The following is a 22904-nucleotide window of genomic DNA, read 5'->3' on the forward strand; positions in this document are numbered from 1 at the left end:
GAAGCCGGCGCTCCGAAACGCAAACACCCGGGCGGTTGCCCGGGTGTCTTGGGAAAGCCGTCTGTCGACTTAGTCGCGGCTGGCGTCGTCGATCGCCCGCTCGACGGCTTCGCGGGATTCGCCGGTGCGCTTCTGAATGCGTCCGACCAGTTCTTCTTCGGCGCCCTCGGCATAATCGAGGTCGTCATCGGTAAGCTGGCCCCACTTCTGTTTGAGGCGGCCCTTGGCGACGTTCCAGTTTCCTTTAACTTGGAGCTTGTTCATGGTTTTGCGTGGTTTGAGTTGAGGTGGTTCTTCGAAAGTCGAAGAACCCACCGATGGTTTCCATTTCGCAAAACGGATGCCGAAAGCGCCGAGGAGGCGGTTTTCCCGTGGTTGTTGAGCTTGTGGGCTTTTTGATAAGTCAGGATTTCCCCCAAATGGGGCGAATCGCACGGTTGGGCAGGCATTTTCAGCATCGATGCGGCAGGGCGGTCGATTCCTCGTGACGCCCGTGTCAGGCTTTCAGCCTTCGAGCTCCCGGCTGCCTCCGCGTCCTCCCGAGGATTCGTGGCCATTCGCGTCATCTCGCGGTTTCCTCAGTGGTCCTCAACCCGGATGGTGGTGGTGAGCGTGTGGCTGCCGCCGGGGGCGAGGATGATGGCACGGTCGTTGGCGATAGCGGCCTCGATGCAGACGAAGTCGCGCCAGCCGTCGTCGGGCAGGTCGCCGAGTGCCCGGGCTTTGTCGATCCACGGGTTCCAGATCACCGTCGAGGGGCTGCCCTCCTTTTCGACCACCACGACCCGTTCGAGGTCGGCATCGACGAGGAGGGCGCTACTGTCGTTCTCGTAGATCCGATCGACCTCGCGGTCGAAGAACACCAGGCCCTCCTGGATGCGCTCGGTGCGGGGCCCGACGGTGTCGAGATACAGGTCGCCGTCGAGGCCGTCGATTTGCACCTTTTCCGCCGCGGCCACCGCGAGGTAGGTGTGGAGCGCGCCGGAGAGGGGCACCGGATGGTTTCCGTGATTGGTCGTGTGGAGGGAGACGGCGAGCGTTTCCCCGAGCAGGATGTCGACGAAGGCGGTGAGGTCGCCATGCTGGAAGCTGAGGCAGAGATGGACGCCGAGAGGGTCCGCATCGGCCGCATCGAGCTCCCAGAAGTGGGTGCGGGCGTGGCCGTGGGAGGGCTGGGAGGGATCGCTCGGGTGGGCATTGAACCACGGCCAGCAGATCGGGATGCCGCCGCGGATGGCTTTTCCCTCTTGATAGATGGCATCCGGGCTGAGGTAGAGCACCGGGAAATCCGCAGAAACCGGCTGCCACTCCATCACGTGGGCGCCGTGGAGGGCGACCCGCGCGGTGCAGCGGGGGTGGCGGACCTCCAGCACCGGATAGCCGGGCGCGATCTCGGTCAGCCGGACGGATTGGGGAAGCTCGGGGAAAGGCTCCATTGAGGCGGGATACTGGCTGCGCTTCCGGAAGGGCACAAATCGGCAGCGTGTGATTCTCTGTCAGCATCGGGGCGGCGGCATCGACCGCCGGGCAGGTGGGTGAGGCGCGCCTCACGGGATCGGCAGCGCGGAGTTCCCCGCAGCGCTGGATTCGGTGAGCAGGGGAGCTGCAGCGAGCGGCCGAGCTGCGGGGCGGCGGGCATCGACCGCCGGGCAGGGTGGGCAGGCGCGCCTGATGGGGATCGGCAGCGCGGAGTCCCCCGCAGCGCTGGGCTCGGTGAGCAGGCGAGCTGCAGCGAGCGGCCGAGCTGCGGGGGCGGCGGGCATCGACCGCCGGGCAGGGTGGGTGAGCGCGCCTCATGGGGATCGGCAGCGCGGAGTCCCCCGCAGCGCTGGGCTCGGTGAGCAGGGGAGCTGCAGCGAGCAGCCGAGCTGCGGGGGACTCGAAGCAGCCCGCCGACGAGCCAAAGCTGCAAGGACCCTGCCCGGCGGTCGATGCCCGCCGCCCCGATGCCGCCGCCGCCTCGATGCGCGGTTTTCCTACTCCTCCACAACACGGAAGAACCAGCGCTCGCCGGACTGGCTGAGGCTGCGGCTCATCGAGGGATATTCGCCGGGAATGGCGATGCCGTAGTTCGTCCAGCCGCCGGCGAGCGACTGGCTGCGCTGGAGGATGTAGCTGCGGTCGGGCCGCGCATTCCAGCGGAGATGAAAGATCGAGCCGGAGATCTTCCGGGCATCAATGACGCGGAACTGCGCGGGGTCGATGACGTAAAAGCTGCCGGCGACGATCAGGTTGTCGGTCTCGTCCGACTCATCAACCTGGTGGCCGGCATCGAGCTGGTAGCCGAGGAAATACGGCGTGGTGCGCGGGGCGAGACCGATCGGCATCGGCACGTCGAGGGCGAGGAGCTGGTCGCTGTTGAGCGGGCGCCCCGAGGCGCGCTCGATCTGGAGGACCTCGATGACGTTGCTGGAAAACGCGGCATCGTCGGCGATCAGGACGCGGTCGAAGTGAGAGCCGGCCGCGATGCCTTCGTTGGCGATGCTGCCGAGGATGCGCATGGTTCCGCCGGGCTCCGCCACCCAGGGATCGTCGGGCAGATGGGGGATGCTGGAGCCGGCCTGGAGGTTCCCGGTTTCTCCGACGAAAACGGTGGAGCCGGTGAGGAAGACGGTGTTGTTCGACTCGCTGGCCTCGGTGATGTCGCCATCGGCGTCGAGGATCCAGCCGAGATGGTACTCGCCGGTGGGGGTGTCGGACGGCGCCTCGATCTCGATTTCGAGGTTCACGTGACCGTTCGCCGCGAGGGTGGGGATGAGGCCGGAGCCGACCGCGATGTCGGTGGCGGGATTGAGGTTGGCGTCGGCGGAGAGGTAGACGCGGACGACCGAGGTTTGAGGCACGGCGGTGCCGGTGTTGGTCACGCGGAAGCCGAGCAGGGGACCGCTCGGCCCGGCGGCCCAGAAGGGGATGGTATCGGGCACGTCGTGGAAGCCGCTGCCGCCGTCGGTGAGGTCGGACGTGGCCTCGGTGCCGAGGAAATAGTCGCCCGCCACGGTGCGTCGGTCATCCCAGAGGGCCTCGCCGCCGTCCGCGAGGCGCACGGAGAGATCATACAGCCCCGGGGTGAAGGAGGAGGGGATCGTTTCCGTGAGGGTCACGGGAAAAATCTCGCTCGTCTCGCCGCTCGGCATGGCGGGCACGGGCACCGCGGTGCCGTAGGGGGCGTCATTGATGTAGAGCCGCAGCGAGGTGGCCGGACTCCGCCCGCCGCTCGGATCGTAGCGGAAGGCGTAGACGTCGGCATCGACCGAGACGGTGACGGAGCCGTTGGGGTTGCGGGTGACGTTGCTGACGAAGGCGGTGTTGTTCGACTGCGTCATCCCGAGGTTGTAGTCGATGAACTTGTTGAGGCCGGCGAAGAGCTGGGTGCTGTTGTTCGCAGGTACGATGTCGGTGCCGGAAACGACGGTCGCCTTGACCGTGACGTTGTAGTTTTCGTTCGCCGTCGCCCAGCCGAAGACGGCGCCGAAGGGGTCGATCCGGCCGCCGGGGAAGCGGTAGTAGTCGTTCGAAAGACCGCCGCTGTGTTCGCCGAGCGGGATGCCGACATCGACGAACTTCGTTTCGCCCGGCGGGATGAGGATCTGGCTGCTCCCGATGCCGTTCCACGGCGGCACCGGATCGGTGGCGGAGAAGGCCGTCTCATAGAGGCGGACGTCGGTCGAAGGGCCCATGGAAACGACGTAGCTGCGGGACGAGTGGGTGTGATCCCAGGTGGCGGAGAGGGTCACCCGGGCGGTGGAGGCGGAGTTGTTACGCAGCGAGCCACGATAGCGCACCACTTCGTCCGGGTAGCAGTGGAAATACCCGCTCGACGAGGTGGCGTTCTCTTCCAGCAACTCCCAGTTCCCTAGTAGTTCGACATCCTGCCCTGCCACGGGCGTGACCTCGCCGACCCGCCAGATGTTGTTGGTGGGGAAGTCGTCGTTTCCATCCGTGATGCGGATGAAGATCTGATAGGTGGTGCCGGGAGTGAGGGGTGAAGCGTTGACCGTCCGGCGAAGATCGTCCATTTCCCCCGGGGCGAGGGACGGCTGGGCGTAGGTCATGAGCAGCGTGTCCTTGTCGGTGTCCAGCGTGTTGTCCGCCGAGGCGTAGTAGCGGATCGTGTAGCTGCCGGAGGCGGTGTCGCCGGTGTTGGTGGCGAAGGCGAAGATCTCGAAGGGGTCGGCGTTGGTGGGAGCCTCGTTGGAAACGCCGGAGAACGGGAGCAGCGCGGGGCCGAGGTCGACGAGGCCGGGCGTCGAGTTGTAGAGCGTGATCGTCCCGGGCAGCAGCATCGAGTTGTTGCTCTGCAGGTAGTCGCCGGGTGCCAGAATCTGGTAGCCGACCCGGTAGCTGCCCGGTGCGGTGTTGGAAGGGATGGTGAGGTGGCGGTTGATGACGCGCGGCTGGTTGAAGCCGGCGATCGGCGGCGAGAGCGGCGATTGCGAGATCGTCGCCAGGAGGATGTCGTCGGCATCGCCGATGATGGTGTCGTCGCTGAGCACCCAGTTCACCGAGAACGACGACGAGATCTGCGGGCCGAGGTTGGTGACGGTCGAGCGGGCGTAGAAAGTGCTGCCGGCGCTCAGCGTGGTGGCATCGTGGCCGGGATCGGGCGAGTCGTCGGCGAGGTTGAACAGCGTCGGCGCGATGATCTCGATGTCGTGCTGATAGATACCCCAGTTGTTCGAGACGTTGGACTCCTTGGCATCCTCGCCGGCATCGATTTTCCACACCAGACGGTAAATTCCGCCGGGGATATCGTTCGGCACCTCGAGGTCGACGATGACTTCCATACCGTCCGGCTCTTCGGTGGCGAGCGGGATTTTTTCCAGCTCCACACCACCGAGAAAGTAATCCCCGGCATCGACCACGGTGTTGAGGGAGAGATAGTATTCCACGATGGCGGGCGGAGCTTCCTCATCTCCCACATTCTTGACATGGTGGAGGAAGTCGAAACCCGACCCCCGGCCGTAGGTCAGGCCGCCGATGTCGTGAAAAGTCGAACCGCCTTCAGCGAGGTCGAACTCGGCCAGGCCGGGGGACGCCAGGCAGAAGGCGGCCAGGGCGGCGATCGCCGGCAGTCCGTGAGGGGCGGAGGACGTGATCATGACTCCATCACAGGACAAGAATCGAAGGGACAGCAAGGCAATTCGAGTCCCGTGACAACGAGCGGAAGGTTGCCTGAGGGCTCCGGCTCGCCGAGGATGACGGACGATGAAGGATGTGATTCTTGCCCTCGATCAAGGCACCACCAGCTCGCGGGCGATCGCGGTGAACGCCGACGGAAAGGTCGTCGCCTCCGCCCAGCGCGAGTTTCCGCAGCACTACCCGAAGCCGGGCTGGGTCGAGCACGACCCGCGCGAGATCCTCGACTCGCAGCTCGCGGTGATGGACGAGGTGCTCGAAAAAACCGGCGGCGCGCGGGCGATCGGCATCACCAACCAGCGCGAGACGACCGTGCTGTGGGACCGCGAAACCGGCGAGGCGGTCCATCCGGCGATCGTCTGGCAGGACCGAAGGACGGCGGACATGTGCCGCGGTCTCGCCGACTACGCCGGGCTTTTCGCCAGCCGCACCGGACTACGGCTGGACCCGTACTTCGCCGGCACCAAGCTGCGCTGGCTGCTCGAGAACCTGCCGAACGTCCGGCAACGCGCCGAGGCCGGCGAGCTGGCCTTTGGCACCGTCGACTCCTGGCTCGTCTGGCACCTCACCGGCGGCAAGCACCACCTCACGGATGCCACCAACGCCTCGCGCACGCTACTCTTCGACATCCATCGGCAATGCTGGGACGACGAACTCCTGCGGATCCTCGACATTCCGAAAACCGTGCTGCCGGAGGTCGTCGATTCGTCCGGCCTGATTGCCGAAACGACGGACGGCCTCCCGATCGCGGGCATCGCCGGCGACCAGCATGCGGCGCTTTTCGGACAGGGCTGCTACGAGCCGGGCATGGCGAAGAACACCTACGGCACCGGTTGTTTCCTGCTGATGCACACGGGCGCGAAGCCGGTCATGTCCGCCAACCGCCTGCTCACCACCATGGCCTGGCGGATCGACGGCAAGCCGGAGTACGCGCTGGAGGGTTCGGTCTTCATCGCCGGCGCGCTGGTGCAGTGGCTGCGCGACGAGATGGGCCTCATTTCCACCTCCGAGGAGGTCGGCGAGCTGGCCGCGACGGTCGCGGACAGCCACGGCCTCGTCATCGTGCCCGCCTTCGCCGGCCTCGGCGCGCCACATTGGGATCCGCAGGCGCGGGGCCTGGCGATCGGCCTGACGCGCGGCGTGAACAAAGCGCACTGGTGCCGCGCGGCGCTGGAGAGCATCGCTTTCCAGAGCGGCGAGCTGGTGCGCTGCATGGAAAGGGACGCCGGCCATCGGATGGCGGAGTTGAAGGTCGATGGCGGCGCAACGATGAACGACTTGCTGATGCAGATCCAGGCCGACCTGTGCAGTGCACCGGTGGTGCGGCCAAAAAACATCGAGACCACGGCGATGGGTGCTGCGTTTCTCGCCGGGCTGGGCGTCGGGATGTGGAAAGATCGCCGCGAGATTTTGGCGATGCTGGAAGAGGAACGTCGCTTCGAGCCTCGGGAAATCGACGCCGCGGCGAAGTGGCGCGACTGGGATCGGGCGGTGGAGCGGGCGAAGGCCTGGGAATAGGAATCAGGGGAAGGGGTTGAGAACTCCTTCTCCTCGTTTCCCCCTAATAACTCGAACGCCTGTGCGCCACAAGCGGGACGGGAGGCACCCGCGAGGCGTGGGACGATTAGAAAGAGTTCATCGTTGCCGACCATCCCCGAACAAGGAGTGCAGGAAATCCGCACCGCCTTCGATTCTTGAGATCCGCGCGACCAGATCCTGCATCTCGCTCGGGGTGATCTCGCTGAGGTGAGGAGCGCTGCCCATGATAGCTTGAATCTGCTCGATCGCTTCGAGCGAAAGCCCGTCGAAGGGGTTCTCGCCACCGAGTCCATCATGAGTCGAAATGAAATGTCCGAGCATCTCTTCGAGCAGCGGCAGCTGGTCTTCCATCACCACGCTGATCTCTGGGATCTCGGCGAAGACGCGATGGGCCAGCGGTGAAGCGACTTTCAGGGTTTTCGGTAGGTAGCCGGCTTCTTCGACAGCGGTCAGGAAGCACCTCCGCAGTCCCTGTTCCGGTGGGTCGGTGCCGGGCAGCAGCTGCACACCCAGGGCGAAGCCATCCGGTTCGACGCCGACGCCACTGAACATCAGCCAGGTCGGGCGTCCGTCTGAAATGACCGCCTTGCCGAATTGGAAGCTGCCGATCTGCCAAGCCTTGTCTTTTTTCACCGGATGCCCTGCCACGCGGGCGGCGAAAAGTTCATCGGCGAGATAGGTCTCGGGCATGTCGGCCTCGGGAAATCGGATCGTCGTGAGTTCCCACGAGCCGGGCTCTCGTCGATCGCTCCCATCCGGCAATCGATAACACGGAATCCACGGCAGGATTTCACCGAATTCGCATTCGTAGCATTTCTGCGGGAGTTCTTTCTTCTGGCTGAGGAAACGCGGGACGAGGCGCAACGCGTCGAGCAGCTTCCGGCCTTCCTCTTCGTCCGGGTGCCAGTTGACGCAGCCGGGTAGGGTGGACCGGAACAGGAACGAGTCGAGATCATCGACCACCAGCTTCGGGTCGTGCTCCTCGTTGCGCGCCATGTCCGTCTCGTCGAGGTCCTCCTCGTTCCAAGAGACGAACTCGCATGACACCATGCGCTGCTGGTACTGGCCCAAGGTGATGTCCGGCTCGCCTGTGTTGAGGAAATGGTTCCAGAAGCGGAGGCCTTCCGGCGGAAGATAGACATGCACGGCGTAGAACTGCCTCGCCGCGCCCATGATGGCGACCACATGGGTGTCGCCGCTGTCGGGATCGACAATGGCGAACCAGTCGGTGTCGCTGAGGCGTTCCCATGGCCGGACCTTGAGCGTCTCGGCGGCGGCGGTGAAAAGCTCCGCCAGTAGATCGGCGGGGATTTCGGGGACCACCGGCTCGTCGGAATCCGAGTCATGGGGGAAAGGCATGTTGAAGTTCATGGGTGGGATGATGCGGGAGGCGGAGGAATTGGGAAGAGGGAAGAGCGAGAGATTGCGACCTGGAATCGGGAGAAGGAGTTTTCAACTCCTCGGGTATCGGGACACAAATGAAGGAGTTGAGAACTCCTTCTCCTTATCCCAACGGGGCGAGGAGTTGCGACAGCGTTTCCGAATCGAGCTTCAGCGCGGTGGTTTCTTCGGAAAGGAGCGATTCCACGAGGCGGGCCTTGTGTTTCTGCAAGTCGAGGATGCGATCCTCAATGGTGCCGCGGCAGATGAGTTTGTGCACGAAGACCGGTTTGGTCTGGCCGATGCGATGGGCGCGGTCGGTGGCTTGGTTTTCGGCGGCCGGATTCCACCACGGGTCGTAGTGGATTACGGTATCGGCGGCGGTGAGGTTGAGCCCGGTGCCCCCGGCTTTGAGCGAGATCAGGAAAACGGGGACCTCCCCGGTCTGGAACCGCTTTACCAACTCGGCGCGGTTCTTGGTTTGCCCGGTGAGTTGAAGGAAAGGAACCTTGCGCTTTTCGAGATGAGCCGCGATGCGGTCGAGCATCGTGGTGAACTGCGAAAAGAGGAGGATGCGTCGATTTTCCTCCAGCAAGGTGGGCAGGAGATCGGTGGTAAGAAAGGCGAGCTTGGTGGCGTCCTTGATTTTAGCGGCTTCGGGCGTCTTCAGGAGAGCGGGGTGGCAGCAGACCTGGCGCAGCTTGAGCAGCGCATCGAGGACGATGATGTGCGAGCGCCCGAGGCCTTGCTCGGCGATGGCCGCGCGGACGCGCTTGTCCATCAATGCGCGGACGCCTTCGTAGAGGTCGGCCTCGCGAGGGCTGAGGTCGAGGTGATGGACGACTTCGGTCTTGGCGGGGAGATCGGTTGCAACCTGGTCCTTGGTCCGGCGCAGGATGAGCGGGGCGACGCGTCGGTTCAGCGCGAGCTGGGCCTGTGGCGACCGGTCGCGCTCGATGGGTCGTCGGTAGGTTTCGCGGAAGGTGTCGTTGTCGCCGAGGAAGCCGGGCATGAGAAAGCGCATGAGGCTCCAGAGTTCACCGAGATGGTTTTCCATCGGCGTGCCGGAAAGGCAGAATCGGTGGTCGGCCTTCAGCGAGCAGGCACTCTTGGCGAGGGCGGTGCGGGGGTTCTTGATCGACTGCGCCTCGTCGAGAATCAGCGCGTGCCAGTCCTGGGCGACGAGCGTTTCGTGATCGCGGATGAGGAGAGGGTAAGACGTAAGTACGAGGTCTGCCGTAGGAATTTGATCGAAGCGACCCTTGCGTTCGGGACCGTGGAGCAGCAGCGTGCGGAGGTCCGGGGTGAAGCGCGCCGCCTCGGCGGCCCAGTTGGTGATGACGCTGGTGGGAGCGATCACCAGCGAAGGTTTCCGTTCCTTTCTCGGAGGCAGGGTGCCGGCGATGAAGGCGAGGGTTTGGACGGTTTTGCCGAGCCCCATGTCATCGGCAAGGATGCCATGAAGCCGGTGATCGGCGAGGAAACGGAGCCAGCGGTAGCCTTCGAGCTGATACGGTCGCAGCTCGGCCTGAAGTTTCGCCGGTGGAGCGATGGCGGGTAGTCCCCTGATGTCGGAAAGCTTGCGGCCGAAATCTGCTAGAGCACGCGTGGTCTCCGAGTCATCGATTTTCAAGGTGTGGGCGATGCCGGCGGCGGCAAGTCGGTCGAGTCGAGGAGGGGAACCAGAATGCCCTTGGAAAAGGTGGGCGACGTGGTGGCACAGCTCGAGAAATGGCCGGGCGGGAAGGCGGACAAACCCCTTTTCGGGGTTCTCATGGGGAAAGACGAGGAACTCCGGAAGTTCTATCGAGTCGAGATCGGGCAAGCCGCGATGGATCGCCTCGGCGATGTAGGGGATGAGGGAAATCTTTTCCCCTCCCAACTCGCCATGGAGGTCGAAGCGGAACCAATCGATTCCGTGGTCGGTTTCGGCCTCGAGAGCGGGCACAAAGGAAGAGACATCGTGGATGATCAACCCGGTGGCGGGATCGATGGTGATCGTCCAGCCCTTCGACCGGAGGTCCTCCGCATAGTCATTCAGGAATCCGAACCAGGCGTCCTCGATAGAGGGAAAGGGCTCGGCGACCGTGACGTCGCGCTGGTGTTCTTGCGTGACTTCGTAGGATCCGAAGAGCGCACGGAGGCTTTCGAGGCCGCAAGATTTCAAGCTCTTTTCGAGGCGCCGCTCGGTCTTGAGATCGCGCACGGTGACATAGCGGACGCCGTCGCAAACCCAGCCGGTCTCCGGGTTTTGCTTGTTCGTGAGGGGCTTGAGTTCCGGCGAGTGGTGGTAGGTGAAGCGGAGCCGCCCGATGATCGATTTAAAGGGCCGGTAGCGCGGGCCGATGTTGGCATTGACGAGTCGAAGGTGTGGCGTGGGACCGACCCGCGGAAGCTGCTCGGTGGGCCGCGAGATCGGCGAGGGGAGACCGGCGGAGGCCAGTGGAGCGGCGGCAGTCTCGACGAGAGACAGGGAGTTCGCGGAGATGAGAGGGCCGTTCTGCCAGCGCTCCAATGTCGCGGCGGGAAGCTCGGATTCCAGCCGGCCGAAGAGCCCGTGTCGGGGGTCGACGTAAGCCGGCGGTTCGGTGGGAACGAAAATTAGGCCGCTTTGGGAATCTCCATCGAACGCGAGCGCCGGGCGGGCGTCGCCATCCGGCGTCTCTGACCAGACCGGTGAGACCTTGCGCGCCGGGCCTGCCGTGAGCGGGATGTAGGCGGTTTCCGCGCTGCCGAAGAAAAGCCGACCCCGCTCCAGAGCGTTCGCCAAAAGGGATGTCCACGCCGCGCCGCGAAGTTGAGGAGTTTGGTAGCTGTTTTTTGCGAACGCCTGGTAGATGGCAACCAGCGGGATGTCTTCAGGCGCGAAGTAGGCGGCGGGTGAAGAGGCGTCCGCGCGGGCGCGGGTGTTCGTCACTCGAAGGCCGTTGCGGGGGCTTTCGGACGCCTTGCGCAGCTCCAGCACCGGACTACGGGAGCTGTCGTAGATCGATGGCGGCTCGATGCAGTAGGCGAGGAAATCGTAGTTGGTGGCGGGGTTCCGGTGGACGTTGCCGCTCTCCACTTCCAGCAGTCTGAGCCAGTTCGAAACCTCCGACGGGAGCTTCGGCGCGGGTGCCTGTTTTTCTGAGGCCGAAGCCTTCTGCTTGGAAAGATACTCGAGGATCGCCGCGCCGTGCTTGCACTGCGAGCCGACCGGGCAACTGCACTCCGACGAACCGTGAAGTTCGGAGCCGATGGTGTAGATCTCGATTTCGACTTGGTAGGGAGTGCGCGCGGTTCCTTTGACGGATGCCTGGATCAAGATCTCGGAATCTCCCGCAGGTGAGACGGATAGCTTCGAGATGCGCGGCGAGTCGGCATAGCCGAGCCCGCGGCGGATGGCTTTGAGGTCGAACGAATCCCGCCAACCTTTGGCGGCGATCCAATGCTGGATAGGTGCGGGGAGGCTCAAGGACATCTGTGGCGAGAGGTTGGCCCATGGCGCCGGCCTTGCCAAGAGCCGGGGACCGGAGCTTGTTCCGGCCGATCAGTTGCTTGATGTTCATCTCTGAATTTGGAGAAGGAGTTTTCAACTCCTTGGTTTGCTGGGTGGAGATGAAGGAGTTGAAAACTCCTTCTCCTTATCCCAGCGGCGCGAGGAGGTTCGAAAGCAGCTGCGCATCCGGCGCGGCGGCTTTGGCGGCGTCGGCGAGGAGGGCGTCGGCGAGTTCGCTCTTCTTTTGTTGGAGCTGGTGGATGCGCTCCTCGACGGTGCCCTGGCAGATGAGCTTGTGGACGAAGACGGGGTTCTTCTGGCCGATGCGGTAGGCGCGGTCGGTGGCCTGCGCTTCAGCGGCTGGGTTCCACCAGGGGTCGTAGTGGATGACGGTGTCGGCGGCGGTCAGGTTGAGGCCGGTGCCGCCGGCTTTGAGGGAGATGAGGAAAAGCGGGATCTCGCCGGTTTGGAAGCGCTCGACCAACTCGCCGCGGTTTTTGGATCCGCCGGTCAGCATGAGGTAGCGGATCTTTCGCTGCTGGAGGTGCGCGGCGATGATGTCGAGCATGCTGGTGAACTGCGAGAAGAGCAGGATGCGGCGGCCTTCCTCGACGAGGGTGTCGAGAAGGTCGGCCAAGTAGTCGAGCTTGGCGGAGCCGGCGGCGTCGGCTTCGAGCTTCGACTCGTTCTCGAACTTGAGCAGCTTCGGCTCGCAGCAGATCTGGCGGAGCTTGAGCAGGGCTTCCAAAAACAACATGCGCGAACCTTCGAGTCCCTTGATCGCGATGGCCTGCCGGACGCGCTTGTCCATGGTGGCGCGGACGGTTTCGTAGAGGTCCTTTTGCGCGGTGTTGAGTTCGACGGGATGGACGAGGATGGTTTTCGGCGGAAGTTCCTTGGCGACCTGGTCCTTGGTGCGGCGGAGGATGAGCGGGGCGACGCGGTTTTTCAGGGCGCGCTGCCTTTCCTCGTTGCCTTCGTTTTCGATCGGCTTGCGGAAGCGGCGGTTGAAGTCCTCCTGGCCGCCGAGAAAGCCGGGCATGAGGAAACGCATCTGGCTCCAGAGTTCGCCCAGGTGGTTTTCGACGGGCGTGCCGGAAAGGCAGAGGCGGTGGCGGCCGTCGAGCTCGCAGGCGGCCTTGGCAACCTTGGCGGCGGGGTTCTTGATGTATTGGGCCTCGTCGAGGATGACGAGGTGGTACTGGAAGCTTCGTAGTTTCTCGATGTCCCGCTGGAGCAGCGCGTAGGACGTGAGGACGAGGTCGGCGTAGGGAATGGAGCGGAAGTATTTTTTCCGCTGAGGACCCTCGAGGACGAGCGGGCGGAGCGAGGGGGCGAACTTTTTCGCCTCGGCGAGCCAGTTCGGGACCACCGAGGTCGGAGCGACAACGAGTGCGGGTCGTCGATCCATGCGGCCTGCTTCCTTTTCCGCGAGGATGTGGGCCAGCGTCTGCATGGTTTTACCAAGGCCCATGTCGTCGGCGAGGATGCCGTGCAAATTATGCCTTGTGAGGAACTGCATCCAGTGGAAGCCGTCTTTCTGATAGTCTCGAAGCTCCGCCTGGAGGCTGGCGGGAGTTTCAAGTCTCAAGTGTTCAGTTTTCAGCGGTGAGCTGAGGGACTGGATGAGCTGTTCAAGCTTGGGGGGTGGATTGAACTTTTCGGGGTCGTGGTGGGCGAGGGTGGCGGCGTCGAGGGGGTGAAGCTTGAGCTTGGAGCCTTTGAAACGGCGGGGGTCGAGGAGTGCGGAGAATTGCTTGAGGATGCGGCGGATGCGGTCGGCGGGGAGCTGGAGCGCGCGGCCGTCGTCGAGGTGGTGCAGGAAGCTGCCCTCGGCGGGAAACTCGAGGGTGATCTCGGTGGCCCCGCGGTCGAGGAGCTGGGCGAGGATGGGCAGGAGGTCGAGCTGGGAGCCGTTGACATCGAAGCCGACGGAGAGGTGGAACCAGCCGGTGCCGTCATCTTCGAGGACGTATTTGAACGCGTCGGGATCGAGCACGATGACTTCGTGGCCGACGTCGGTGTCGAAGCTGACCGACCAGCCCTGGGCTTCGAGCTGGGCGACGCCGGTGGCGCGGAGCCAGGGCCAGAATTGGTCGAGCGTGCCGTGGCCGGGGTTGGGGAACCAGAGGGCGGCGGATTGCCGGTTTTCGATTGAAGATGGGCGATTTTTTTCGAGCGCGAGGAGGAAGCGGAACTGGGCGTGGGAGCCGAGGGAGGCGAGGCCGGCTTGCTGGAGCTGGAGGATCGCGTTCATTTCCGCGGCGGGGTCCCGGAGGAGGACGGAGCCGTCGGGCAGCGGGTGTTCGCGCAGGCCGGGTTTGCCGGAGAGGGAAATACGGTGCCCGCCGTAGATGGCTTCGGGGCGGGCGACGACCCATTCGCCGGTGTCGGGGATCTTGAGGGCCTGGAGAAGGAGACGGACGACTTTGGAGTCGGTGGGTTCGCGGGTTACTCTTAGATGGAAAGATGGTGGATGGTAGATGGCAGATGAGGGATCTTGCGCCGCTGGGGCGGCGGCGGGGAGGATGCCGGTCTGGAGACCGGCGCTCCGTTCGGCGAGGAGGTCGCGGAGTTTGGCGGGCTTGCTGGCGACGAGGAGGGTGGCGGCGGCGTGGGGGCAGAAGGTGCGGATGTCGCAGGGGCACTCGGTTTCGAAGGCCCAGACGCCGTTTTCCTGCCAGTGGATGATTTCGCAGGGCTCGCCGGCAACTTCGGCGCTGAGGATGAACTGGTCGTTTTCCCAGGCACCCTTGAGGGCGCGGACCTTGCCCTTCAGCTTGCTGGCGACGAGCAGAACTTCGTCCTCGAAGCGCTCCGTCCAGGCGGAGGAGGCGAGGTGGTTGCGGATGTCGTCGGTCTCGGGCACGGGTGGGGCGACGGGATAGCGCCCCGGCGTCCGGGAGTCCAGCTTGGGTGGGGCTCAGGGATTCAGCGGACCGATCCGGGAGAACAGCTTCGGCCACACGGCTTTGTCGACGATCAGTTCGGCGAACTTCTGCTCGGACAGGGTGCCTTTGGAGTTCGGGCTGTTGACATAGAGCATGCCTGGCTGGTTGTAGATGCTCCAGGTATCGAGGTCATGGCTGAAGCTCATGCGGTAGGTGACGCGCGGGTCCCCGTAGCCGAAAAACCGGACCCGCAGCCGGTCGGGACCCTGGAATGAGGTGGTTTCCGTTTCGATGCGCGTGAGTCGCGGATATTGGGTGGCATCGTAAACGCGGGCTTCGAGCGTGTAGGTGAAGACCGGGGTGTCGGGATCGTTGGTCGGGATGCTGATCGTGGCGACCAGCGGGTCGGGGGTGCCGGGAGCGAGGGTGATCAAGGGCTTGAAGAAGAACGCGGCAACGATTTCGTAAGGATAGCTGGCGGGCTGGGTGCTCCCATACAGATACTGGAAGGTGATCTCGGGACGGTCTGAAGTGATCGGTCCGGTTAACTCAAGCGGAATGGCGGTCGAATAGACGTTCCGCAGGCGGAGGGTTTGTTCGGGGGTGGGGGCGTCGTTGATTTCCAGAGCGGCCCGCTGGATGACGGTGCCGTTGGCGATGGGCAGCGGGTTGTTGTCCGAGGCGTCGTAGCGGTCGACGACGAGGTCCTGGATCGGATTGTCGACGGCGGGACCGACCAAGGTGAAGTTGAAGGTTTCCTTGCCCGGCGAATTGGTGGCGAAGGAGAACTCGGCCTCGCGGCTGCCGGCGAGGTCGGGGTCGAATTTGATGGTGAAATACTTGATCTGGTAGGGTTCCAGCGTCGTGTTGGCGGGGAAGTTGGCGACGATGTATTCGCCCGCGGCCGCCCCGGACAAAGAGTAGGATCCGATCTCGAGATTCTGGGCCGAAAGATTGCGGACCCAGAAAGTGTGGGTTTCGGAGTCGTTCACGACGCGCACGTCGCCGAAAGTATTGCGGCTGCCGTACTTCGTGCCGTTGGCCTTCACCGCGGCCGCGGCATCGGCCCCGTTCTGGATGATGTAGATCGCGCTGACCGAGGAAATGGTTCCTCCGAGCGGCGCACCGCGGACATCGACATCCGGCGGGGCGTTGGGGTCGATGAAGTTCACCGCCATGGTGAAGAGAAAGTCGCTCTCGGCATCCGGGTCGTTCGAGTAGATGTGGACCGTGTAGTTCACCTGCTGCACGACGTTCGAGGTCACCGGGATATTGAAGTCCACCTGTCCGTTGGCCGTGATGCTGGCGCCCGGCAGCACGGTCGTGCCATTGGCGGTGGCGCTGGAGACCACGAGGGTTTGGCTGCCGAGGTTGCGGATGCGGAATTGTTTCTGGGTGGTCCCCCCGATGTCGGCCACGGTCGAGAACGACATGCCATCGTAGAGTCCGAAACTCGGAGTGCCATCGGTGAGATAGACCACGTCGATGTCGGCGAGCGAGTTCGAGGCGACACCCTTGACGTAGATGCTGTAGGTCGGATCCGGCTCGTTGTCGGTGTTGAAGCTGATTTCAGCCGACTTGTTGCCCTCGGTCTGGGGATGGAAAAGGATGGTGAAAAAGTCCGACGACGACTGGGCGGGAACGACCAGCGGAGCTGAGGGCGTCGGGGAAATGCCCTGGACGGTGAAGTCGGAGCTGGGATTGGAAATGGAATGGATGGTCAGCGGGAGATTGCCGCTGTTGATGATCTTGAAGTTGTAGGTTCGGGTGCCGCCGGAGGCGATGTTGACCGTGCCGAAATCGGTCACTCCGTAGTAGAAGGTGCTGCCGTTGGCATCGGCGATCGGGGTCGAGCTGCCATTGGGATATTCTCCCCAGCCGTAGATGCTCATGTTGGGTTCGCCGGTGGCGACGGCGTGGAGGCCGAAGTAGAAGGTCTCGGCGGGAGCTGAAAACTCGATGGCAATGATCACCTGGCGGTTCATTTCCTGCTGGGGCTCGAAGCGAACCCTGAACTCGCGGTATTCGCCGACCGGGATGGCGCCGGCGGAGGTCGTGAACTGGATGTCGAAAACCGCGGGCTGCTCGATCTCGGAAAAGCTGGGGTTGGAGAGGGTGGCGTCGCTGTCGTTATAAAGACGGTAGATCCGGTCGGTGCGGGAAAGGACCCGTCCGGAGATGTCATTGTTTTCCGCCAACGGAACCCAGGCACCGCTGCTGTCCTGGGTGAGAACCGACTGGGCACGCACGAGCGGGGCCAGAAGCAATAGGAGCCAGAGCAACAGCTGGCCGGGCAGGACGATCGATCGCATGAGGTGGGAGGTTGGGGTGGACGCGCGTTTTCCGACGATCCAGAAATAGCGTCGCGACTCGGAGAGGGACAACTCCGAAATGCACCACTTCAGCGATGCTGATGATAAGGATCCTGTCTCCCGGCTCAAGTGCTCCGTTTCCTGAACAGAAGCGAAGCGGCGCCGAGCGTGAAAAACGAGATCCCGATCAGCGGGACGACGTCTTCCAGCACGTGTCCGACCGGGGCGTCCTTGAGGAACACGCCCTTCACGACCTCGACGAAATGGTGGACCGGGTTGGCGGAGTCGGCGATCTGCAGCCAGTGCGGCATGTTTTCCACGGGCGCGGCGAAGCCGGACAGCATGATGGCCGGCATCATGAAGGAGAAGGCACCGAGAAAGGCCTGCTGCTGGGTGCTGCACAGCGAGGAGATGAAGAGTCCGATCCCGACCAAGGCCAAGCTGTAGAAAAACATGCCGGCATAGAGCAGCAGCAGGCTGCCACGAAACGGGACCTGATAGATGAAGACCGCGGCGCAGAGGATCAGGGTGGCCTGGAAAAAGCCGACCAGCATGGCGGGGACGGCCTTGCCGATCATGATCATTTCCGGGGTGAGCGGAGAGACGAGCAGCTGGTCGAAGGTGCCCTGCTCCCGCTCGCGGGCGACCGACAGGGCGGTGACGATGAGCGCGCCGATGGTGGTGATGATGGCGATCAGGTTCGGCAGGATGAAGTGCCGGTAGTTGAGGTTGGGGTTGTAGCGGAAACGGGTGACCACGGTGGAGGGGAGCACCCGGCCGGCGGCATCAATGCGGTCGAGCGTGAACTCCTGCGTGATGCCCTGCAGGTAGCTGAGCGCGATCTGGGCGCCGTTCGAGCGGCGACCGTCCAGAACGACCTGCAGCGGGGCGGCCTCGCCACGGGCGAGCTTGCGCGAGAAGTCCTCGGGGATGTTCACGGCGAGCAGCGCGTCGTGGGTGTCGATGGCGTGCTCGACCTCGGCCTCGCTGTGGACGTTCCGCAGCGTGCTGAAGGCGGGCGAGGCGGCGAAGCGCTGGACCAGCTCGCGCGACTCCGCACCGGTGTCGCGATTGAACACGGCCAGGCTGGCATTTTCCACATCCAGCGTGGCGGCGAAGGGAAACAGCAACGTCTGCATGATCACCGGCAGGAACAGCAGCGTGCGGCTCGAGGGGTCGCCGAGCAGGGCCTGGAGTTCCTTCCGGATCAGGGCGCGGATGCGGTGGAAAAAGCTCATGTCAGTCCATGCGGCGCCGGGTGGAGCGGGCGGTGAGCCCGAGGAAAAGGGCGGAGGCTCCCATCAGGAACAGGAGGTCGGGCAGCAGCACCTCCCACAGGTCGCCGGCGAGAAACAGCGTCTGGATGGAGGACACGAAATAGCGGGCCGGGATGAGGTGGGTGACCCCGCGCAGGAAGACCGGCATACTGGAGATCTCGTAGATGAACCCGGACAGCATGGTGGCCGGCAGGAAGGCGGCGTTCAGCGCGGCCTGGGCGGCGTTGAACTGGTTGCGGGTGACGGTGGAAAGCAGCAGCCCGATCCCGAGCACGCTGAGCAGGAAGAAGCTGCCGACCAGCACCAGAGCCGGCAGCGAGCCGTGGAAAGGAACGCCCAGCAGCCAGTGCGCGACCGCCACGCAGAGCAGCAGCGAAACCATGCCGAGCCCGTAGTACGGGATCACCTTGCTCAGCAGCAGCTCGGGGCGGGTGACCGGCGAGGCGAGCAGCGCCTCCATGGTGCCGCGTTCCCATTCCCGGGCGACGACCAGCGAGGTGAGCAGCGCGCCGACCACGGTCATGATGACGGTGACCGAGCCGGGGATCAGGAAATTACGGCTGCGGGTCGAGGGGTTGAACCAGTAGCGGGGCTCGATCTCGATGTCCCTGGGCAGCGTTTTTCCACGGTCTTCATAGTAGCTGGTCAGCCACGAGCTCCAGATGCCGTTCGAGTAGGCATCGACGAAACGCGCGGTGTTCGGCTCCGAGCCGTCGGCCACCACCTGCACCGGCGCGCTCTCGCCGCCGGACTGGAGGATGCGGTCGAAATCCTGGGGAATCACGACGTAGCCGCGGATCTTCGAGTCGGTCAGCGCGGCATCCATTTCCCCGCGGTCGTGGAAAACGCGGACCTCGAACGAGGGCGAGTGGACGAAAGCCCCGGCGAGCCCGTTGGCGGCGGCGCCGGTGGATTCGTTGAGCAAGCCGAGGTGGAGCCGGCTGGAGTCGAGATTCAGCCCGAAGCCGAAGATCACCATCATCGCCATCGGCAGGATGAAGGCGATCAGGTTGCTGCTGGGATCGCGGAAAATCTGCAGCGTTTCCTTCCAGCACAGCGCGCGGAGTCGGCGGAATGACAGGTGTTTCACGAGTCCTCCTTTCCGGTGACGATGTCGATGAAGGCGTCCTCCATGGTCGGGTCCGGCCGCTCGTCGGTGGCCACGCCGGCCTTGAGTTCATCGGGCGTGCCGGCGGCGATGAGCTGGCCGCGGAAGACCAGGCCGATGCGGTCGCAGTACTCGGCCTCGTCCATGAAGTGGGTGGTGACCATGACCGTCACGCCGCGGCCGACGAGGCCGTTGATGTGGGTCCAGAACTCGCGACGGGTCACGGGATCGACGCCCGAGGTCGGCTCGTCGAGAAACAGCAGGTCGGGCTCGTGGAGGACGGCGCAGGCGAGCGCGAGGCGCTGCTTGTAGCCGAGCGAAAGCGAGTCGGTCTTGGCGGAGAGGAAATCCCCGAGGTGGAAGATTTCGGCCAGCTGGTCGATGCGCTGCTTCCCGGCCCGGCCGCGCAGGCCGTAGACGCCGGCGAAAAAGGCGAGGTTCTGGGCGACGCGGAGGTTGCCGTAGAGCGAGAACTTCTGCGCCATATAGCCGAGCCGCTGGCGGGCCTTGGTGCCGCTGTGGCGGAGGTCCAGGCCGACCACGCGGGCCGTGCCGGAGGTCGGCTTGAGCAAGCCGCACATCATCTTGAAGGTCGTGGATTTCCCGGCGCCATTCGGTCCGAGGAGGCCGTAGATTTCGCCGCGCTTGACCTCGAAGCTGACGTGATCGGTGGCGGTGAAATCGCCGAATTGCTTGGTGAGTTCGTGAGCCTCGATCACCACCTCGCCCTCGCCGGGAATGGGCTTGGTGTGTTTGGCCAGCACCGACTCGCCGGGCGGGCCGCCGCCGAGCAGGTCGATGAAGGCATCCTCGAAGCGCGGAGCGACCTCGACCCACTTTGCCTCCTTCGCAGCTCCGATTTCCTCCGGGGGAAACGGCTGGGCATCGGGCTGGAAGGTGAGCCGCAGGCTGTCGCCTTGGATGGTGCCATCGGTCGTCTCGGGTCGATCGAGCGCGTGGACGAGCAGGTTGCGCTTGCCGTGGCCGGGATTGCGCAGCTGGCGGCAGCGGCCTTTGAGCGGAGCGGAAATGTTGGCCGGAGTGCCGTCGGCGATCATCTTCCCCTCGCTCAGCACCAGAGTGGTGCCGCAGAGCTCGGCCTCGTCGAGATAGGCGGTGCTCCAGACCACGGCGATGCCTTGGCGGACGAGGTCCTCGACCATGCCCCACAGCTCGCGGCGGGAAATGGGATCGACGCCGACGCCGGGCTCGTCGAGCAGCAGCAGCTTGGGCTTTCCAAGCAGCGTGCAGGCGAGGCCGAGCTTCTGTTTCATGCCGCCGGACAGCTTGCCGGCGAAGCGTCCGGTGAAACGCTTGAGGTCGGTGAAGGTGAGCAGCCGCTCGAAGGCTTCGTCGCGCTCGCGGCCGGTGATGTCGCGCAGGTCGGCTTGGAGCTTGAGGTTCTCGATCACCGTCAGGTCCTCGTAGAGGCCGAACTTCTGCGGCATGTAGCCGACATCGCCGCGAATGGTCGCGGCCTCGCGCAGGGGATCGACGCCGAGGGTCGTGAGCTCGCCGGAGTCCGGCTGCATCAGGCCAGCGATCAGCCGGAGCAGCGTGGTTTTTCCCGCACCATCGGGCCCGACGAGGCCGGTGATGAGTCCGGTCCGGATCTCACCCGCCACGGCATCGAGCGCGGGCTTTTCCATGCCGGGAAAGCTCTTGGTGAGGTCCCGGAAACTGACGACCGTGTCGGCCATGGCGAGGGGTCAGGGTTCGGAAACGTCGGCCTTGAGGGTGACCGGCATGCCTTGGCGCAGGGAGCCGTCGGCATCGTCCACGATGACCCGCATGCGATAGACCAGCGAGGTCCGCAGCTCCTCGGTCTCGACTGGTTTCGGCGTGAACTCGGCGCGCGGCGAGACGAAGCCGACGTGGCCGTGATACGCTTGGTCCGGTCGGCTGTCGGAGAAAAGCCGGAGCTCGGTTCCGGGCGGGAAGTTCCCGAGCTGGGCTTCGGGCAGGTAGGCGCGGACCCACACGGGCTTTTCGAGCGAGAGCGTGAGGATGGTCGAGCCGGAGGGCACGATCGCGCCCGGCTCCTGCGCGCGGGTCAGCAGGATGCCATCGGCCGGCGCGGTCAGCTCGGTGTCGGCGAGCTGGATTTCCGCGGTCTTCACGGCGGCGCGGGCCTTTGCGGTGTTGGCGGCGGCGGCCTCGATCTCCTCCTGGCGGAAACCAGCTTCGAGCCGCGCGAGGTTGGCGGCCGCGACCTTCACTTGCTGCTCGGCGACATCGCGGGCAGCTGCTGCGTCGTCGTACGTCTGGCGGGCGACGGCGCCTTTCTCGACCAGCTTCGACTGGCGCTCGAAGGTGATCGTGGCGCTGTCGAGCTGGGCTTTCGCCTGACCCAGCGACGCGCGTGCCTGGTCGATGTCCTCCTGCCGGTAGCCGGCGCGCTTGAGGGCTTCATCGGCCTCGGCGGCCTGCAGCGCGGCTTGGGCCGAGGCGAGGCTGGCCTCGAAAGGGGCGGGATCGAGATGGGCGAGCGACTCGCCTGATTTCACCTCGTCGCCCTCGTCCTTGAGGACTTCCGCGATGCGGCCGGATACCCGGAAGCCGAGGTCCACGCTGCGGATGTCGACGTTTCCATAAAGCACCACGGGCGCGTCCTCGGCCTCGCGGTGGCGGAAAAAAAGATAGGCCCCGGTGCCCGCGGCGAGCAGGATGACTACGGGCAGGATGATTTTTCGATTCATCTAGGTGAAACGGAGTGGGAGTTGCAGATGAGGTCGATGTGCTCGTCGATCAGCGCGGTGATGGACCCGAGGTGGGAATCATCGAGCTGCCGCACGCCGAGGCGGCGGACGATGGTGGGCCGCGCCCAGGTGAAGGAGATCGCCTGGCCGAAGAGGGCGTGGGCGCGGAGGATGACCTCCGGCTGCTCGGGATCCTCGCCGCGGGCGATGGCGAGCAGGCGGGTGAAGCGCTCGTGCAGCGGGCGCAGCATGCCCTCGTAGAGGATCGGATAGCAGTCGCTGGGCGCGGTCTGCTCGTGGATCATGATCTGGCGGACCTTGTCGAAATCGCCGCCGCGGAACTGCAGCCCGATCATCGTCCGCATCATCTGCTGGAGACCGCTCACGGCCTCGGCGGACTCCAGCGTGCCGCCATCGAGACGGGCCAGCATTTCCCCCGCGGAGGCGGCGAAGACCTCACGCAAGTGTCCGCCGATGCCCTCCAGCAGGGCGATGTAGAGCTTCTTCTTGCTGCCGAAGTAGTAGGCGATCGAGGCCACGTTCTGGCCTGCGGCGTCGGCGATTTCCCGGATCGAGGCCGAGTCGTAGCCCTTGGCGGCGAACTTCTCGAGGGCCGCCATCAACAGCTTGCGCCGGGCACGGTCGCCCTTGTTGGCGGGCAGGGGGAAAAGCTTCGCGGCCACGGCGGGACCATCTCCGCCGGACGCGAAAAGTCAAACGATCGATTGATTTTATTCCCGGTCCCTCGTGTAAGGGCCGGCGGCGCTCAGCCGATGAGGTAGATGAGCGCCTTGATGATGGCGGCGACGATGCCGATGCCGCCGATGATGACGGCGGTGAAGCTCACGATGCCGCCGCGCTTGCGGGCGGAGAGCGACAGCACGACGCCGATAAGGCCGAAGACGATGGCGACCAACGCCAGCAGGAGGCCGAGGGTCGCCCCTTGGAAGAAGCTGGCGATGGCCGCGACGGCCGCCAGGATCGAGGCAATGGTGAACGAGGGAGATGCTTTTTGTGCCATGTTAGGACGCTCGCCCGAAAACGGAAAAGGTCAACGGGCCGGGCGGCGGCGCGAATGTCACAT

14 protein-coding genes are annotated in these 22904 nt (G+C 64.6%); 1 reads left to right on the plus strand and 13 read right to left on the minus strand.

What is annotated here, in order from left to right; all coding sequences use genetic code 11:
- Nucleotides 1–69 precede the first annotated feature (69 nt).
- The 3 genes from ABXH26_RS02305 to ABXH26_RS02315 form a co-directional block, all read right to left on the minus strand.
- Nucleotides 70–264, minus strand: a complete 195-nt coding sequence (locus ABXH26_RS02305; protein WP_353565416.1) for a CsbD family protein — start codon at nt 262–264, stop codon at nt 70–72.
- 314 nt (nt 265–578) lie between these two features.
- Complete coding sequence (locus tag ABXH26_RS02310; protein ID WP_353565417.1) at nt 579–1436, minus strand: D-hexose-6-phosphate mutarotase; 858 nt, start codon at nt 1434–1436, stop codon at nt 579–581.
- Nucleotides 1437–1976: 540 nt separating this feature from the next.
- Entirely contained in the window at nt 1977–5099 is a 3123-nt protein-coding gene (locus tag ABXH26_RS02315) for a CARDB domain-containing protein (RefSeq protein ID WP_353565418.1), read from the minus strand.
- Between the two features lie 106 nt (nt 5100–5205).
- Between ABXH26_RS02315 and glpK the strand changes: the two genes are divergently transcribed.
- Nucleotides 5206–6654 carry a glycerol kinase GlpK gene (gene glpK, locus ABXH26_RS02320; RefSeq protein WP_353565419.1) on the plus strand — a complete coding sequence of 483 codons (1449 nt, stop codon included), beginning with the start codon at nt 5206–5208 and terminating at the stop codon, nt 6652–6654.
- 117 nt (nt 6655–6771) lie between these two features.
- Here the strand turns inward: glpK and ABXH26_RS02325 are convergent, their stop codons facing one another.
- The 10 genes from ABXH26_RS02325 to ABXH26_RS02370 all read right to left on the minus strand — a co-directional run bounded on the left by ABXH26_RS02325 (nt 6772) and on the right by ABXH26_RS02370 (nt 22841).
- Complete coding sequence (locus ABXH26_RS02325) at nt 6772–8046, minus strand: DUF7309 domain-containing protein (RefSeq protein WP_353565420.1); 1275 nt, start codon at nt 8044–8046, stop codon at nt 6772–6774.
- A gap of 133 nt (nt 8047–8179) precedes the next feature.
- On the minus strand, nt 8180–11515 hold the full coding sequence (locus ABXH26_RS02330; RefSeq protein ID WP_353565421.1) for a DEAD/DEAH box helicase: 3336 nt from the start codon (nt 11513–11515) through the stop codon (nt 8180–8182).
- A 163-nt stretch (nt 11516–11678) separates the two neighbouring features.
- Complete coding sequence (locus ABXH26_RS02335) at nt 11679–14402, minus strand: DEAD/DEAH box helicase (protein WP_353565422.1); 2724 nt, start codon at nt 14400–14402, stop codon at nt 11679–11681.
- A 54-nt stretch (nt 14403–14456) separates the two neighbouring features.
- A complete protein-coding gene (locus tag ABXH26_RS02340) occupies nt 14457–16736 on the minus strand; it encodes a choice-of-anchor D domain-containing protein (RefSeq protein WP_353565423.1) in 2280 nt (759 codons plus the stop codon).
- A gap of 125 nt (nt 16737–16861) precedes the next feature.
- Nucleotides 16862–17974: an ABC transporter permease gene (locus ABXH26_RS02345; protein ID WP_353565424.1), complete on the minus strand. Its 1113-nt coding sequence runs from the start codon at nt 17972–17974 to the stop codon at nt 16862–16864.
- Between the two features lies 1 nt (nt 17975).
- Nucleotides 17976–19094, minus strand: a complete 1119-nt coding sequence (locus tag ABXH26_RS02350) for an ABC transporter permease (RefSeq protein ID WP_353565521.1) — start codon at nt 19092–19094, stop codon at nt 17976–17978.
- A 5-nt stretch (nt 19095–19099) separates the two neighbouring features.
- On the minus strand, nt 19100–20821 hold the full coding sequence (locus ABXH26_RS02355; protein WP_353565425.1) for an ATP-binding cassette domain-containing protein: 1722 nt from the start codon (nt 20819–20821) through the stop codon (nt 19100–19102).
- A gap of 9 nt (nt 20822–20830) precedes the next feature.
- Nucleotides 20831–21820, minus strand: coding sequence for a secretion protein HlyD (gene hlyD / locus ABXH26_RS02360; RefSeq protein WP_353565426.1), 990 nt, complete (start codon nt 21818–21820; stop codon nt 20831–20833).
- The gene (locus tag ABXH26_RS02365; RefSeq protein ID WP_353565427.1) at nt 21817–22503 is read right to left on the minus strand and encodes a CerR family C-terminal domain-containing protein; all 687 of its coding nucleotides are present in this window, start codon (nt 22501–22503) and stop codon (nt 21817–21819) included. The genes hlyD and ABXH26_RS02365 overlap by 4 nt, the downstream gene beginning before the upstream one ends.
- A gap of 83 nt (nt 22504–22586) precedes the next feature.
- A complete protein-coding gene (locus tag ABXH26_RS02370; protein WP_353565428.1) occupies nt 22587–22841 on the minus strand; it encodes a hypothetical protein in 255 nt (84 codons plus the stop codon).
- Nucleotides 22842–22904 lie beyond the last annotated feature (63 nt).

The organism is Haloferula sargassicola (genome assembly GCF_040362925.1).
In the GTDB taxonomy this organism is placed as follows: Bacteria; Verrucomicrobiota; Verrucomicrobiia; order Verrucomicrobiales; family Akkermansiaceae; genus Haloferula; species Haloferula sargassicola.

Excerpts from the sequence above, each read along its gene's own strand:
- ABXH26_RS02305 (WP_353565416.1), bottom strand. The coding sequence starts at position 264 with ATGAACAAGCTCCAAGTTAAAGGAAACTGGAACGTCGCCAAGGGCCGC.
- ABXH26_RS02310 (WP_353565417.1), bottom strand. The coding sequence starts at position 1,436 with ATGGAGCCTTTCCCCGAGCTTCCCCAATCCGTCCGGCTGACCGAGATC.
- ABXH26_RS02315 (WP_353565418.1), bottom strand. The coding sequence starts at position 5,099 with ATGATCACGTCCTCCGCCCCTCACGGACTGCCGGCGATCGCCGCCCTG.
- glpK (WP_353565419.1), top strand. The coding sequence starts at position 5,206 with ATGAAGGATGTGATTCTTGCCCTCGATCAAGGCACCACCAGCTCGCGG.
- ABXH26_RS02325 (WP_353565420.1), bottom strand. The coding sequence starts at position 8,046 with ATGAACTTCAACATGCCTTTCCCCCATGACTCGGATTCCGACGAGCCG.
- ABXH26_RS02330 (WP_353565421.1), bottom strand. The coding sequence starts at position 11,515 with ATGTCCTTGAGCCTCCCCGCACCTATCCAGCATTGGATCGCCGCCAAA.
- ABXH26_RS02340 (WP_353565423.1), bottom strand. The coding sequence starts at position 16,736 with ATGCGATCGATCGTCCTGCCCGGCCAGCTGTTGCTCTGGCTCCTATTG.
- ABXH26_RS02345 (WP_353565424.1), bottom strand. The coding sequence starts at position 17,974 with ATGAGCTTTTTCCACCGCATCCGCGCCCTGATCCGGAAGGAACTCCAG.
- ABXH26_RS02355 (WP_353565425.1), bottom strand. The coding sequence starts at position 20,821 with ATGGCCGACACGGTCGTCAGTTTCCGGGACCTCACCAAGAGCTTTCCC.
- hlyD (WP_353565426.1), bottom strand. The coding sequence starts at position 21,820 with ATGAATCGAAAAATCATCCTGCCCGTAGTCATCCTGCTCGCCGCGGGC.
- ABXH26_RS02370 (WP_353565428.1), bottom strand. The coding sequence starts at position 22,841 with ATGGCACAAAAAGCATCTCCCTCGTTCACCATTGCCTCGATCCTGGCG.